This window comes from Pseudomonas sp. S2_E02 (assembly GCF_054668355.1).
The window spans coordinates 3,964,091-3,979,459 of record NZ_CP162761.1 but is presented as its reverse complement, the minus strand read 5'-3'; the positions used below and the strand labels follow the sequence as shown (position 1 = coordinate 3,979,459).

10 protein-coding genes are annotated in these 15,369 nt (G+C 60.1%); 6 read left to right on the top strand and 4 right to left on the bottom strand.

Translation table 11 applies throughout. From position 1 onward, the window contains the following. Positions 1–400 precede the first annotated feature (400 nt). The 3 genes from AB4O01_RS17900 (at position 401) to AB4O01_RS17890 (ending at position 7,127) form a co-directional block, all read left to right on the top strand. The gene (locus AB4O01_RS17900) at positions 401–3,853 is read left to right on the top strand and encodes an alpha/beta fold hydrolase (RefSeq protein WP_460089133.1); all 3,453 of its coding nucleotides are present in this window, start codon (positions 401–403) and stop codon (positions 3,851–3,853) included. Positions 3,854–3,989: 136 nt separating this feature from the next. Next, the gene (locus AB4O01_RS17895; protein ID WP_460089132.1) at positions 3,990–5,858 is read left to right on the top strand and encodes a c-type cytochrome; all 1,869 of its coding nucleotides are present in this window, start codon (positions 3,990–3,992) and stop codon (positions 5,856–5,858) included. A gap of 24 nt (positions 5,859–5,882) precedes the next feature. Continuing rightward, positions 5,883–7,127 carry a metallophosphoesterase family protein gene (locus AB4O01_RS17890; RefSeq protein ID WP_095050267.1) on the top strand — a complete coding sequence of 415 codons (1,245 nt, stop codon included), beginning with the start codon at positions 5,883–5,885 and terminating at the stop codon, positions 7,125–7,127. A gap of 122 nt (positions 7,128–7,249) precedes the next feature. Here the strand turns inward: AB4O01_RS17890 and gbcA are convergent, their stop codons facing one another. Continuing rightward, the gene (gbcA, locus tag AB4O01_RS17885; protein WP_095112747.1) at positions 7,250–8,545 is read right to left on the bottom strand and encodes a glycine-betaine demethylase subunit GbcA; all 1,296 of its coding nucleotides are present in this window, start codon (positions 8,543–8,545) and stop codon (positions 7,250–7,252) included. Between the two features lie 297 nt (positions 8,546–8,842). Between gbcA and gbcB the strand changes: the two genes are divergently transcribed. Beyond that, the gene (gene gbcB / locus AB4O01_RS17880; RefSeq protein WP_093429907.1) at positions 8,843–9,943 is read left to right on the top strand and encodes a glycine-betaine demethylase subunit GbcB; all 1,101 of its coding nucleotides are present in this window, start codon (positions 8,843–8,845) and stop codon (positions 9,941–9,943) included. 180 nt (positions 9,944–10,123) lie between these two features. Here the strand turns inward: gbcB and AB4O01_RS17875 are convergent, their stop codons facing one another. The 3 genes from AB4O01_RS17875 to AB4O01_RS17865 all read right to left on the bottom strand — a co-directional run bounded on the left by AB4O01_RS17875 (position 10,124) and on the right by AB4O01_RS17865 (position 12,988). Beyond that, positions 10,124–10,948, bottom strand: coding sequence for an SDR family oxidoreductase (locus tag AB4O01_RS17875; RefSeq protein ID WP_460089131.1), 825 nt, complete (start codon positions 10,946–10,948; stop codon positions 10,124–10,126). Positions 10,949–11,099: 151 nt separating this feature from the next. Further along, entirely contained in the window at positions 11,100–11,633 is a 534-nt protein-coding gene (locus tag AB4O01_RS17870) for an REP-associated tyrosine transposase (RefSeq protein WP_093429909.1), read from the bottom strand. Between the two features lie 314 nt (positions 11,634–11,947). Then, positions 11,948–12,988 (bottom strand): threonine aldolase family protein, encoded by a 1,041-nt coding sequence (locus AB4O01_RS17865; protein ID WP_460089130.1) that lies wholly within the window; start codon positions 12,986–12,988, stop codon positions 11,948–11,950. Between the two features lie 126 nt (positions 12,989–13,114). On the opposite strand from AB4O01_RS17865, the gene AB4O01_RS17860 reads away from it, so the two are divergent. Together AB4O01_RS17860 and glyA are read left to right on the top strand one after the other, a co-directional pair. After that, on the top strand, positions 13,115–13,825 hold the full coding sequence (locus tag AB4O01_RS17860; protein WP_460089129.1) for a TraX family protein: 711 nt from the start codon (positions 13,115–13,117) through the stop codon (positions 13,823–13,825). Positions 13,826–14,109: 284 nt separating this feature from the next. Further along, complete coding sequence (gene glyA, locus AB4O01_RS17855; RefSeq protein ID WP_460089128.1) at positions 14,110–15,363, top strand: serine hydroxymethyltransferase; 1,254 nt, start codon at positions 14,110–14,112, stop codon at positions 15,361–15,363. The last annotated feature ends 6 nt before the right edge of the window (positions 15,364–15,369 follow it).

Sequence of the window (15,369 nt, the reverse complement as noted above, 5' to 3'; positions counted from 1 at the left end):
GCTGTGGGTGGCTATGTGGATAACTTGTTCGTCAAACCCCGCAAGCCCCGTCCGGCATAGTCCAAACGGCAATTGATCACATTTCATACAGTTCTAAGACGTTGCCTTGACTTCGATTCCTGCGCTGTCTTCACTGCAATGGCACAAGGACAGCCGTCACTTATCCACATCAGGTTCTGGGAGAACGCATGATGGATAGTCAGCCGCACCGCCCCCCGCCCTCGCCACGCAAGCGCACGCTACGGCGCGCCGCCAATCAGCACGCTCGCCTGTAGCGCGCCCCACCCGCCAGACCGCTGTGCTGTCGCCGGACTTGATCCGGTGGCCAGGTGCCCGTCCGCCCATCGATTGCAGGCAACCGCAGAGTTGCCCCCATCTGCCTGATTAGAGGAACCACCTCATGACACGGATCGCAACGCCCATCAGCGAGATCAAGGAACACTACGATGTGATTGTCATTGGTTCAGGCTACGGCGGCGGCATTGCTGCCTCGCGCCTGTCCCGTGCCGGCAAACGTGTGTGCCTGCTCGAACGCGGTCGGGAAATCCAGCCCGGCGAATACCCCAACACCATGATCGCCGCCACCGAGGAACTGCAGGTGCATGACCCGGATGGCCATATCGGCTCGCGCACCGGGCTGTTCGATTTACATGTGAATGCCCAGCAGAACGTCGTGGTCGGTTGCGGCCTCGGCGGCACGTCGCTGATCAATGCCAACGTGGCCCTCGAACCGGAGCCGGGCGTATTCGATGATCCGCGCTGGCCGCAAGCGGTGCGTGAACACCGCGATACGCTGCTCAAGGACGGTTATGCCCGCGCCCGGGAAATGCTCAAACCCAATCCTTACCCGAACACTGCGCCGAACCTGCCCAAACTCGACGCCAACAAGAAATCCGCGGATTACCTCAAGCAAGGCGCGCACTTCTACAAGCCGCCGATCAACGTGACCTTCGACAAGCTGCCGAACAACCTCAACCATGTCGGCGTCGAGCAACTGCCGTGCAACCAGTGCGGCGACTGCGTGTCGGGCTGTAACAACAAGGCCAAGAACACCACGCTGATGAATTATCTGCCGGACGCCTGGAATCACGGCGCGGAGATTTTTTGCCAGGCCGAAGTGCGGCACCTGGAGCGTGATGGTGAAGGCTGGATCGTGCACTTCCAGTACCTCGACAGCGGACGGGAGATGTTCAGCGCGCCGACGTTGTTCGTGAAGGCCGACATCGTCGTGGTCTCCGCCGGCACCCTCGGCTCCACGGAAATTCTTCTGCGCACGCGCGACAAAGGCGTGGTGATGTCCGCCCAGCTCGGCGAGAACATGAGCGGCAACGGCGACATCCTCGGCTTCGGCCACAACTGCGAGCAGACCATCAACGGCATCGGTTTCGGTGCGCACCCGGCCAAGGAACTGCACCCGGTCGGCCCGTGCATCACCTCGGTGATCGACATGCGCACGGAAGGCGACTGGCGCAGCCGCATGGTCATCGAGGAGGGCTCGATCCCCGGCGCGCTCGGCCGGCCGATGGTGCCGGCCATGGCCGGGTTTGCCGAGATGATCGGCGTGGCCACGGATGACAGCTTCAGCGGCAAGGTGAAATACAAGGCGCGTGAAGCGGAAAGCTTTCTGCGCGGCCCGTATTACGGTGCACTGCACAACATGCAGACTTACCTGATCATGAGCCATGACAGCGGCCAGGGGCGGATGGTCCTCGACAACAAGGATCAACTGCGTATCGACTGGCCGGGCGTTGGCGAGCAGGAGAACTTCAAGCTCGGCAACGAGCGTTTGCAGCAGAGCACCAAGGCACTGGGTGGCGTGTGGGTGGAGAATCCGATCTGGACCAAACTGCTCAAGCACAGCATCGTCTCGGTGCACCCGTTGGGCGGTTGCGTAATGGGCGAAGACGCGGCGCAAGGCGTGGTCAATCACAAGGGGCAGGTGTTCAGCGGTGCCAGCGGCACGGATGTTTACGCTAATTTGTACGTGACTGACGGCGCGGTGATTCCGACGTCGCTGGCGGTCAATCCGCTGCTGACCATCTCCGCGGTGAGTGAGCGCAACATGGGCTTGCTCGCCGCCGACCGTGGCTGGCAGATCGACTACACGCTGCCTTCGGCGCCGCGCAAACAGGTGGCGCCGCCAACCCTCGGCGTGCAGTTCACCGAAACCATGAAAGGCTATTTCTCTCGCGCCTTCACCGCGGCGCAAAGCACTGATCTGAAAGTCTACGAAGCAGCGGCCAAACGCGGCGAGGCGGACAATTCGCCGATCGACTTCACCCTGACCATCACCGCCAACGACCTCAACCGCATGATCAAGGAACCCGAGCACGCGGCGACCATCGTTGGCACTGTCATCGCCCCAGCGCTGTCACCGCAGCCGCTGACCGCGAGCAACGGCGTGTTCAACCTGTTCGAACAATTCGAGCAACAGGTCGATACCCGTCACATGAAGTACGACATGAAACTAACCGCCGAGGACGGTAACGACTATTTCTTCAGCGCCTTCAAAACCGTGCCGGAAGACAACGGCGTGCTGAATATCTGGCATGACACCAGCACGCTGTACGTGACGCTGTATCGCGGGCCGGACAAGACCGGTGAGGTGATCGGTTCCGGGGTGATGCACATCCATCCGACCGATTTCGCCAAGCAGATGACCACCATGAAAGTCCTCAATGCGCGCAACGAGCGCGAGCGCATTGAAGGCTTGGCGCGGTTCGGCAAGTTCTTCGCCGGGATCCTCTGGGAAAGTTACGGCGGGGTGTTTGCCGGGGATATCTACTTCAATCCCGACGCGCCGCCACGGTTGAAACGGCCGCTGGATGCGCCGACGCCAGCGGTGCATTTCTTTCCCACCGAGGATGGCGTCGAACTGCGCCTGACCCGTTACCAGGCCGGCAGCAAAGGCCCGGTGATGCTGGTGCATGGTTTGGGCGTCGGCTCGAATATCTTTTCCACCGACACCATCCAGACCAACCTGCTGGAATATCTGTGCAAACACGATTACGACGTGTGGTTGCTTGATTTCCGCGTGAGCATTTTGCTGCCGGCGAGCAAGAAGGAATGGAACGGCGACCAGATTGCCCAATACGATTTCAAGGCTGCCATCGCGCAGATTCAGCAGCAGACCCAGGCCAAGGACGTGCAGTGCGTGGTGCATTGCTACGGCGCAACGACCTTCTTCATGTCGTTGCTCGCCGGTTTGCAGGGTGTGCGTTCGGTGGTCTGCTCGCAGATTGCCGCTGACACCGTAGTTGCCACTGCCACAGGGCTGAAGGCCGGATTGCACCTGCCGGGGATGCTCGATGCGATCGGCATCAAGTCGATGACCGCTTACGCCGACAGCAAGGAAAACTGGTTCAACAAACTCTACGACAAGGCCCTCAACGGCTACGCGCGGATCGAGGCGCAGGGTTATTGCACCAACCCGGTGTGCCACCGCATCACCTTCATGTACGCCTCGCTGTATCGCCACGACACCCTCAACGAAACCCTGCACGACAACCTGCACGAGTTGTTCGGCGAGTCGAATATCGAGACCTTCGAGCACCTGGCGCTGATCGTGCGCAAAGGGCACCTGGTGGATTTCAAAGGCAACGATGTGTACATGCCGCACTTTGATCGCCTGACCATGCCGATCTGCTTCATCAGCGGTGCCGACAACCAGTGTTACCTGCCGGAAAGCACCCTCAAGACCTATCAGCGTTTGTGCGAAATGCATGGGCCGGAGCGCTATAGCCGGCAAGTGGTGCCGGGCTATGGCCACATCGACTGCATGTTCGGCAAGAACGCGGTGGTCGATGTCTATCCGATCATCCTTGAACACCTGGAGAAAACAGCCCTCGGTTGACTATTGACCGAGTCGAATGCTTCGCGAGCAAGCTCGCTCCCACAGGGGCACGCATTCCAATGTGGGAGCGAGCTTGCTCGCGAAAGCGGTAGGTCAGGCGCTACACCTCTTGGGTCTGCACAAGGAAATGGATGACATGGACAGCTACATCCGCTGGTTTCAACGCTTCATCTGGATCGGCATTGCGATAAACATGGTGTTCGCCCTCCCTGCGCTGTTCGCGCCGGGGTTGCTGACATCGGTGGTCGGGCTGCCGCCGCAACTCTCTGACCCATGGCTGGAGAACGCCGGGATGCTGCTGGTCGGCATCAGCGTGTTTTACATGCCGTCGGGTTTCAACGCGCCGCGTTACGTGGTGCATTCCTGGTTGTGTGTGCTGACGCGATTGATCGCGGTGATTTTCTGGATTTACCTGATCAACACCAGCTCTCAAGGCTCGGTATTCGTGCCGATGTTGATGGGCGATCTGAGCTTCTTTCTGATCCTCGGCATTCTGCTCTACCTCGGCACCGCGCCGGAGAATCGCCCTTGGGCATTGCTTTGCGATGGCTGGCGCGAGTGGCGCGCGGCGTGGCAGCGGCAATGGCAGAGTCACGCCTTCAAGGTAGGCACGCTGTTTGTCGTCGCGGTGCTCGGTTTCATCGGTTACGAGACTTGGTATCAGATGCTGCGAGTGGTGCCGGAGCAGGAATACGCCTCCGACGAAGACCACTACAAGTACGCTGCCATCGGCCTCGGCATCGAAGCGCGCATCCCGTATTACCTGTTCGCCGTGCTGCCGCAGATGTGCCCGGAGAAAATGCCCAAACCCGGTGGCTGGGAGGTTTTCGGCTTCCTCTTTGAAAACGGCAAGGACCTGCCGATCGGCATGGCCAAGCGGCAGATCGGTTACCCGACGGTAGAGCCGAACTGCGCGCTGTGCCACACCGGCTCCTACCGCGCCAATGCCAGCGACGTCGCCGTCAATGTGCCCAGCGCGCCGGCCAACACCCTGCAACTGCAAGCCTTCCAGTGGTTCGCTTACGATTGCGCCAGCGATCCGAAATTCACCACCGACGCGGTGATGGCGGCGATCAACAGCAAGTTTCAGTTGGGCTTCTTCGAGAAGCTCTACAACCGCTACCTGATCATGCCGATGGCCAAAAGCGCATTGCTCAAGCAGAAACAGGCCTACGCCTGGCAGAAGCTGCGTCCGCAACAAGGCCCGGGGCGCACCGACACCTTCAACCCGACGAAAATGGTGGTGTTTGGCTTCCCGGATGACTCGACGATCGGCACCGTCGACCTGCCGCAAGTGTGGAATCAGAAACCACGCGAATCGATGTACCTGCACTGGGACGGCAATAACAACAAGATCCACGAACGCAACTACGCCGCCGCGATGGCCGTAGGCGCAACGCCAGAATCGGTGTTGCCGCCGAGCTTCAACCGCGTGACCAACTGGCTGCTCGGGCACAAGGCGCCGGCGTGGCCGTGGGCGCTGGATCAGGCCAAGGTCGCCCAGGGCAAACCGATCTGGGAGGCCAACTGCGCGGCTTGTCATGACTTCGGGCGCGCCGATACCGGGCAGGTCACGACCAACATCGATCAGCTCGGCACTGATCCGCACCGGCTCGACTCGTTCACCACGGGGCTGGTCGCCGCGTTCCACACCTTCAAAAAACCGCCGTTCGATTTCGGCGCCTACCGCAAGACCCAGAGCTACAGCAATACGCCCACCGACGGCGTCTGGTTGCGCGCACCGTACCTGCACAACGGCTCGGTGCCGACCCTGTGGGACTTGCTGCAACCGCCGGAAAAACGTCCGCAGGTGTTCATCACCGGCTCGGATATTTACGACCCGGTCAACGTCGGTTTCGTCACCAGCGGCGCTCAGGCCAAAGCCTCGGCGGACTTCAAATACGACACGCGGCTGGAGGGCAACCACAACAGCGGTCACCTGTACGGCACGACGCTGTCGGACGACGACAAGCGTGCCTTGATCGAATTCATGAAAACCCTGTGAACCTTACGGAAAGAGGATTACGCCATGTCACTGGTCAGTCATTGGGAACACGAGTACGACAAGGTCAAAGTGCGCATTCACGGCTTGTTCACGCGCATGGAAATGGCCTGGATGAAACTCATCAGCGAGCTGGAGCCGCAGGAGTTTCAGGCGATCATCAAGCTGCTGCAACGCGGACATGATCAGGCGCAGTACGTGCTGAAGAACGGCGAGTTGCCGGACGACGAACCGAGCGTACCCTGGGAGCTGTCCCACGGTCTGTCGATCCTGCGCATCGGCAACGCCGCACCGTTGCCGCAGTCCACCGATCAACTGGCGACCCGGGTGCTCAAGGACGGCAGCCTGCTCGGCTGTCGCAAGTGGGAACTGCTGGATTTGCTGTGGAGCGAGGCGCTGCTGAAGTGGATCGAAAACCTGCGCCATCACGCGACCTTCGGTACTGACCCGGCGGTGGTGCAAATGGATCGCGACGTGACCCTGGCGATTGCCGGCGACTGGGGCACCGGGCCGTTCGACAGTCATGCGCCGGCGGTGTCGGTGGCCAATCAGATGCAACTGGCCCAGGCCGATTTCACCATTCATTTGGGCGATGTGTATTACGCCGGCAGTCATTCCCAGGAAGACGTCGACATGGCCGGTTGGCCGATGGGTACGCATGGCTCGTTTACCCTCAATTCCAACCACGAGATGTACAGCGGCGCCCACGGCTACTTCAAGGAACTGGCCAAGCGTTTTCCGGGGCAGCAGGGCACCAGTTACTTCGCCTTGATCAACGATGACTGGCTGGTGGTAGGGCTGGATTCTGCGTACGCGTCTGATGCGATGAATTTGTACATGGACGGCACTTTGAACGAGCCGCAGATCGCGTGGATGAAAGGCCTGCCAAAACGCAAAAAGCTCATGGTGCTCAGCCATCATCAGGGCTTCGATATTTCCGGGCACAACAAGACCGCGCTGTATCAACCGGTGTGCGATGCGCTGGGGCGTGAGCCGGATTACTGGTATTGGGGGCATCTACACAACGGCATCGTGTACGCGCAGCAGGGCGGTTTGCATGCGCGTTGTGCCGGGCACGGGGCCATTCCCTATGGCAATGCCAGTGAACTGGACGGGCATTCGCGGGTGTTGTGGTCGGAGACGCAGGATGCCAAGGACCCGGCATATCCGCTGCGGGTGTTGAACGGGTACGCAAAAATCAGGTTGGTGGGGGAGGAGATATTTGAGGAGTTTATTGGTGAGGATGGATCGGTGAGGTGGTCATCACACTGACTGATCGTTCCCACGCTCTGCGTGGGAATGCAGCCCGGGACGCTCTGCGTCCCAAAGGCCGAACGCGGAGCGTCCGTTGAGGCATTCCCACGCAGAGCGTGGGAACGATCAAGCAGAAGACATCAGCCCTGGACCGGGACACCTTTTAGGTACGGCGCAGGCTCGGCGCCGAGGTTGCTCAGCAAGCGCTCGCTGTACCAATCAACGAAGTTGACCACGCCAAACTCATAAGTCTTGGAGTAAGGCCCGGGCTGGTAGGCGGTGGAGTTGATCCCGCGCTGGTTCTCTTCCGCCAGACGACGGTCCTGATCGTTGGTCGCGTCCCACACCTGGCGCATGCGCTCGACGTCGTAATCGACGCCTTCAACGGCATCCTTGTGCACGATCCACTTGGTGGTGACCATGGTTTCCTGCGCGCTGATCGGCCACACGGTGAAAACGATGATGTGGTCGCCCATGCAGTGGTTCCACGAGTGCGGCAGGTGCAGGATGCGCATCGAACCCAGATCCGGGTTCTTGATGCGGCCCATCAGTTTCGCGCAGCCCTGCTTGCCGTCGAGGGTCATCGACACGGTGCCCTTGAGCAGCGGCATGCGCACGATACGGTTGCGCAGGCCGAAGCTGGCGTGGGCATAAGGAATCTTCTCGGCTTCCCAGGCAGCAGCGGAGGCGGCGACGTGATCCTTGAACGCCTGATCGGCGCGCGGGTCGGTAACGTCGTCCCATTCCAGCAGGGTTTTCAGCAGTTCCGGGTGCGACGCGTTGCAGTGGTAGCACTCGCGGTTGTTTTCCAACACCAGTTTCCAGTTGGCCTTTTCCATCAAGGTGGTGGTGATCGCCACCTTGGTGTTCTCCATGTCGTACGGTTCCATGTAATGGTTCAGCGTCGACAGGAAGTCATCGATGGCCGGCGGGTTCTCGGCCAGGCTGATGAAGATGTAGCCGCCGGCAGTCTTCACGTTCACCGGTTTGAGGCCGTACTGCTTCATGTCGAAGTCGGCGCCCATCTCGGTGCCGGCGAACAGCAGGCGACCGTCCAGCTCGTACGTCCACTGGTGGTAGTGGCAGACCAGTTTGGCAACCTTGCCTTTTTCGCTGGTGCACAGGCGCGAGCCACGGTGGCGGCAGACGTTATGGAACGCGTGCACCACGCCCTCGGCGCCACGAATGACGATGATCGGGTTTTTGCCGACCTGCAGGGTCAGGTAGTTGCCCTTGGCCGGGATCTCGCAGGTCATGCCGGCGATCAACCACTCTTTCTGGAAGATCTCCTGCATGTCGATATCGAACAGCCGCTCGTCGCTATAGAACGGTTGTGGTAGCGAGAACGTCCGCTCGCGCTCCTGGAGCATTTGTGCGGTGGCCTTGCGTGCGGGTTCCAGCGGATCGCCCAGGCTGATTTTTGCGGTGACGTCCATCGATGTGATCCTCATGGCCATCTGCGTGGCCGGCGAAAAGTGGCTGATCAGGTGTGCTGCTAACGGTTGCTACGCAAGGTGTAAAGAATCTGTATTGGTGTTGGGGCGAGTGTGGGGCCGGCGCTGCCGCGAACCTTATCCATGGGCGACATGGTGCAATCTGTTCCCGACGCGCAACCCCCGGTGGTTGGGGGCTGGTCGCGATAAGTATGCCGATGTCGCGGATAGGTAAACGGACGGTTCACGCTATACGCAGAATCGCCGACATGAGGCCGACAGTCGGCCGTGGAGAACAGCATGTCCAACAGCTTCCTGAATCCGGTCACCACCCAGACCTGGGCCAATGGCCGACACATCGTCCGTTGCGTCAAAGTCATCCAGGAAACCTGGGACGTGCGCACCTTCTGTTTTATGGCCGACCAGCCGATCCTGTTCTTCTTCAAACCCGGGCAGTTCGTGACCCTGGAGCTGGAAATCGAAGGCCAGCCGATCATGCGTTCGTACACGATCTCCAGTTCGCCGTCGGTGCCGTACAGCTTTTCGGTAACGATCAAACGTGTGCCGGGCGGCAAGGTGTCCAACTGGTTGCACGACACACTTCATGAGGGGCAAGAGCTGGCGGTGCACGGGCCGGTTGGGCTGTTCAATGCCATCGATTTCCCGAGCCCGAAAGTCCTGTACCTGAGCGGCGGCGTCGGGATCACGCCGTGCATGTCGATGGCGCGCTGGTTCTACGACACCAACGCCAACGTCGACATGACCTTTATCCACAGCGCGCGCTCGCCGAAAGACATCATTTACCACCGCGAGCTGGAACACATGGCGTCGCGGATCGACAACTTCAGCCTGCACCTGATTTGCGAGAAGCATGGCTTGGGCGAGCCGTGGGCGGGGTATCGCGGCTACCTCAATCACAAGATGCTTGAGTTGATGGTGCCGGACTTCCTTGAGCGCGAAGTGTTCTGCTGCGGCCCGACGCCGTACATGAACGCGGTCAAGCGCCTGCTGGAAGTGGCAGGTTACGACATGTCGCGTTATCACGAGGAATCCTTCGGCGCTACGCCACCGGAAGCTCGTGCCGATGCGGTGGAGCAGGCGGAGCAGGCAGCGGATGCACCGGAAATCGATGCAGCGGATCTGCATCAGGTCGAATTCACTTCGTCTGGCAAGAGCATTCGTGTGGCACCGGGTGAGACGGTGCATGCGGCGGCGGCCAAGCTTGGCTTGATGATTCCGAAGGCGTGCGGGATGGGGATTTGCGGCACGTGCAAGGTGATGAAGCTGGGCGGCGAGGTGGAGATGGAGCACAACGGCGGGATTACCGAGGATGACGAGGCTGAAGGGTTTATCTTGTCGTGCTGCAGTGTGCCTAAAGGGGATGTGCGAATCGATTTTTGAGTGGTTCGAATTTTTGCGCACGGCTTGCCCCTCACCCCAGCCCTCTCCCGAGGGAGAGGGAGCCGATTTTTGGGCTTTTCAAAATGTGAGTTCGGCTCGGTATTTCACGTCGGCGTAACTCTGATAAACACCACGGTCAGTCCCCTCTCCCTCTGGGAGAGGGCTAGGGTGAGGGGCTTTTCAGTCGATAAACAAATCCGTCATCAACGCCGCATTACTCCCCGGTTCAAACCGGTAATGCTCAAATTCGCCAACGCCGCTCTCCCGCAAAATCTCCTCATCAATCAACAACCGCCCGGTAATCTGCCGCCCGCTGCTATCCAGAATCACATGCGCCGCATCCGCCATGATCGCTGGCGTTCGCGCCTGCTTGAACGACTCCCGATTACCCAACTGAAATTCAATCGCCGCCGTCGCAATCATCGTCTGCGGCCACAACGAATTGACACTGATCCCGTAACTGGCAAATTCCTCGCTCATCCCGATCGTCAGCATGCTCATGCCGTATTTGGTCACGGTGTAAGGGCTGAACTGGGCAAACCACTTGCTTGCCAGATTTAGCGGTGGCGACAGGTTGAGAATGTGACCCGAGGTTTTTTTCAGATAGGGCAGGGCGGCCTGGCTGCACAGCAGCACGGCGCGGGTGTTGATCTGGTGCATCAGGTCGAAGCGTTTGAGCTCGATGTGTTGCACACCGGTGAGTTTGATCGCCCCGGCGTTGTTCACCAGTGCATCGATGCCGCCGAAATGATCGTTGGCCTGAGCCAGTGCCTGGCGTACGGCGTCTTCATCACGCACATCGACTTGCAGGGCTAAAGCCTTGCCACCCGCCGCTTCGACTTCGGCGGCGACGCTGTGGATGGTGCCGGGCAGTTTGGCGTGGGGTTCGGCGCTCTTCGCCGCAATCACGATATTGGCCCCGTCCCTCGCGGCCCGTAGCGCAATCTCGCGGCCAATGCCACGGCTGGCGCCGGTGATGAACAGGGTTTTGCCTTGTAACGACATGCCGATGCTCCTGCTTATTGTTATGTGAGCGGAGGGTTCGACAGACAATGTAGACCAAGTCTTCAGGTGCGAACGAGGAGGGCTGAGTGGGCGAGTTGATCGTTCCCACGCTCTGCGTGGGAATGCAGCCCGGGACGCTCCGCGTCCCATTTTAATACCAGCACTGAACCTCGATCAGCCCCGGCATTCCCGCGTAGTTCCTGGCACTCGAATAACGCCATTGTTCTGGCAAATCCACATATCCGCGTTTCACTGGGTTGTTGTGGATGTATTCAAGCTTCTGGCGCATCACCGATTCGCTATAAACCATCTCTGCGTGGGAGCCTTCTTGCCACAACTGGTAAACCCGGTCTTGCTTGTGCGCACGTTTGCTAAAGCGCAGACGTTGCAGGGCTTTGTCTGCACCTTTGCTTTGCAGATCATCAATAATCTTTCGAGCGGTGAATGACTTGAACTGACTGAGGCATTTGCTCAGGTCGGGTGCTTGGGCGACGAAGTGAAGATGGTTTTCCAGAATCACGTAGCCGTACAGCTTCAAGTCATGGTGGGTCTGTTGATAACGCCAGCAGTTGAGCAGGTGGTCGACGATGTAGGGACGGATAAACAGCGGCAACCACTCCATGACCGTGCAGGTCAGAAAATGTGGCTTGTCGGTTTCGGTAAGGGTGTAGCGGCTGCGGCCCATGGGATTCTTCCTTGAATCTTGCGGTGCATTGGAGATGGAACGCGGAGCGTCCCGGGATGCGTTACCACGCGGAGCGTGGGAACGATCAGGATGAGTCGGGTGGCATGTTCTCGCTAGAAGAGAAGTCTGGTGTTGCGGTGGGAAAAATCATTCCCGATCGAAGATCGTCCCCACGCTCTGCGTGGGAATGCAGCCGTCGACGCTCCGCGTCATAGCGGTGTTAAGCATGTCGACAGTGGTGAGGCTGGAACGCGGAGCGTCCCGGGAGGCATTCCCACGCGGAGCGTGGGAACGATCAGTGTGCGGGAGTCAGGTCAGGCGGACATGACTTCGCGGATGTCGCGAGCCAGTTCGCGGACGCGTTCTTCTTCGGTGTCCCAGGAGCACATGAAGCGCGCGCCGCCCTTGCCGATGAAGGTGTAGAAGCGCCAGTTTTTTGCGGTCAGCGCGGCAATCGCCGGTTCCGACAGTTGCAGGAACACGCCGTTGGCCTGCACCGGGAACATCAGTTCCACGCCTGGAATGTCGCTGACCAGCTTGGCCAGCAATTGCGCGCAGTGGTTGGCGTGGCGGGCGTATTTCAGCCAGGCGCCGTTTTCGAGAATGCCGACCCAGGGTGCCGAGAGGAAACGCATTTTCGACGCCAGTTGCCCGGCCTGTTTGCAGCGGTAATCGAAGTCTTCGGCCAGTTTGTGGTTGAAGAACAGGATCGCTTCACCCACGGCCATGCCGTTCTTGGTGCCGCCAAAGCACAGCACATCGACACCGGCCTTCCAGGTCAGATCCGCCGGCGAGCAGCCGAGGAACGCGCAGGCGTTGGAGAAACGCGCGCCGTCCATGTGCAGGTGCAGACCCAGCTCTTTGCAGGTGGCGCTGATGGCGCGGACTTCTTCCGGGGTGTAGACGCTGCCGACTTCAGTGGCTTGGGTCAGGGTGACCACACGCGGTTTCGGGTAGTGAATGTCCTGGCGCTTGAGCGCGACTTCGCGGATCGATTGCGGGGTGATCTTGCCGTTTTCGGTGCCAGCGATCAGCAGTTTCGAGCCGTTGGAGAAGAATTCCGGGGCGCCGCATTCGTCGGTTTCGACGTGGGCGGTTTCCGAGCAGATCACGCTGTGGTAACTCTGGCACAGCGACGACAGGGCCAGCGAGTTGGCGGCGGTGCCGTTGAAGGCGAAGAACACTTCGCAGTCGGTTTCAAACAATTGGCGGAAATGGTCGGCCGCGCGTGCGGTCCATTCATCGTCGCCATACGCGCGCTGGTGGCCGTGGTTGGCCTGTTCCATCGCAGCCCAGGCTTCAGGGCAGATTCCGGAATAGTTGTCGCTGGCGAATTGTTGGCTCTTGTCGGTCATGGCCGGCTTCCGTGGTCGAGACTCTTGTGAAGGCTCGTGGTCAATGAGGGTGCGCACTTTACCGAAGATCTTCCGGGGAGCACACGGGATGTCACGTTCAGGAAATTACCAGTTTGTAGGACGATTATGCACCTGAGCAAACGCGACGGCGCACTGGATCTGCTCAAGTGGCTGGCGCTGCTGTGCATGTTGCTCGATCACCTGCGATATGCCGGGTTCTCCGCCGATTGGCTGTATGTGCCTGGGCGGCTAGCGTTTCCGTGGTTTTGTCTGGCGATGGCGGCGAATCTGGCGCGCGACGGGGCGCGGAGGATGGAATGGCGCTATCTGGGCTGGTTGATGCTGTTCAGTGCAGTCAGTGAGATTCCCTATCGGCTGTACATTCCTGAACCCGATACGTTGAACGTGATGCCGACGCTGGCGTTGGGCTTGCTGGTGGCGCGGGGGTGGCAGGGTCCCTCGATCATGTCGCGATTGCTCGGTGTTGCTGCGCTGGTGCTGGCCGCCATGTTTCCGGAACGACTGATGTTTGGTTTGTTCGGGATTCTGTTGCCGCTGGCGTTGCTGCTGGTGTTTCGCCGGCCGTGGTATTTCAGCCTGCTGCCGGGGTTGGTGTGTCTGGCGGCCAACCAATGGCAAGTCCTGTACGACTCGGCGAGGTTCGGCAGTAGCGTCGCCATCCTCGGGATTGCCATTTGTCTGTTTGCGCCAGTGCTCGGGCTGTTCCTGTTGCGACATGTGCGACATCTCCAGCCACCGCCGATGCGGCGCTGGGCGTACGCCCTGTATCCCGCGCATTTCCTCCTGCTACTCGCCGTCCGCCAACTCTTTACATAACCCTGTGGGAGCGAGCTTGCTCGCGAAAGCGGTGTGTCAGCCAGCATTGATGTTGACTGACACGGCCTCTTCGCGAGCAAGCTCGCTCCCACAGGGTTCTTCGTCATATTGAGGACTGTGTCTGTCAGGGCATTTCCAGCCATGTCGTAAACGCACCTTTGCGTGGCGCGCGCAGGCATTTGAGCTGTCTGCGCCGGTCATACCATCGGCATCAAAGGGCACTGCCTTCAATGCCAGTGCCTTACCGAGACGAATGGCGCACAGATGCCGCTGGGAGAGACGCGATGTTCAGCAAGCAAGACCAGATCCAGGGTTACGACGATGCACTGCTGGCGGCGATGAATGCCGAGGAGCAACGTCAGGAAGATCACATCGAGCTGATCGCGTCGGAGAACTACACCAGCAAACGCGTGATGGAAGCGCAAGGCAGCGGCCTGACCAACAAATACGCCGAAGGTTATCCGGGCAAGCGCTACTACGGTGGCTGCGAGCATGTGGATAAAGTCGAAGCGCTGGCCATCGAACGCGCCAAGCAACTGTTCGGCGCCGATTACGCCAACGTCCAGCCGCACTCCGGTTCTTCGGCCAACAGTGCCGTGTACCTGGCGCTGATCCAGCCGGGCGACACCATCCTCGGCATGAGCCTGGCCCACGGCGGGCACCTGACCCACGGCGCCAAGGTGTCGTCTTCGGGCAAGCTCTACAACGCCGTGCAGTACGGCATCAACACCGACACCGGGCTGATCGATTACGACGAAGTCGAGCGTCTGGCCGTCGAGTGCAAGCCGAAGATGATCGTCGCCGGGTTCTCCGCGTACTCCAAGACCCTCGACTTCCCGCGCTTCCGTCAGATCGCTGACAAGGTCGGTGCGCTGCTGTTTGTCGACATGGCCCACGTCGCCGGTCTGGTTGCCGCCGGTTTGTACCCGAACCCGCTGCCGTACGCCGACGTGGTCACCACCACCACGCACAAAACCCTGCGCGGTCCACGTGGCGGCTTGATCCTGGCCAAGTCCAACGAAGAGATCGAGAAGAAGCTCAACGCCGCCGTATTCCCCGGCGCCCAGGGCGGCCCGCTGATGCACGTCATCGCCGGTAAAGCCGTGTGCTTCAAGGAAGCGCTGGAGCCAGGCTTCAAGGCGTATCAGCAACAGGTGATCGACAACGCTCAGGCGATGGCCAGCGTGTTTATCAAGCGTGGCTACGATGTAGTGTCCGGCGGCACCGACAACCACTTGTTCCTGGTCAGCCTGATCCGTCAGGGCCTGACCGGCAAAGACGCCGACGCCGCCCTCGGCCGCGCGCACATCACCGTCAACAAGAACGCCGTGCCGAACGACCCGCAATCGCCGTTCGTGACCTCGGGCCTGCGCATCGGCACCCCGGCCGTCACAACTCGCGGCTTCAAGGTGACCCAGTGCGAAGTGTTGGCCGGCTGGATCTGCGACATCCTCGATAACCTCGGCGATGCCGATGTCGAGGCCAATGTTGCCCAGCAAGTGTCGGCCCTGTGCGCTGACTTCCCGGTTTACCGCTGAGCGTTC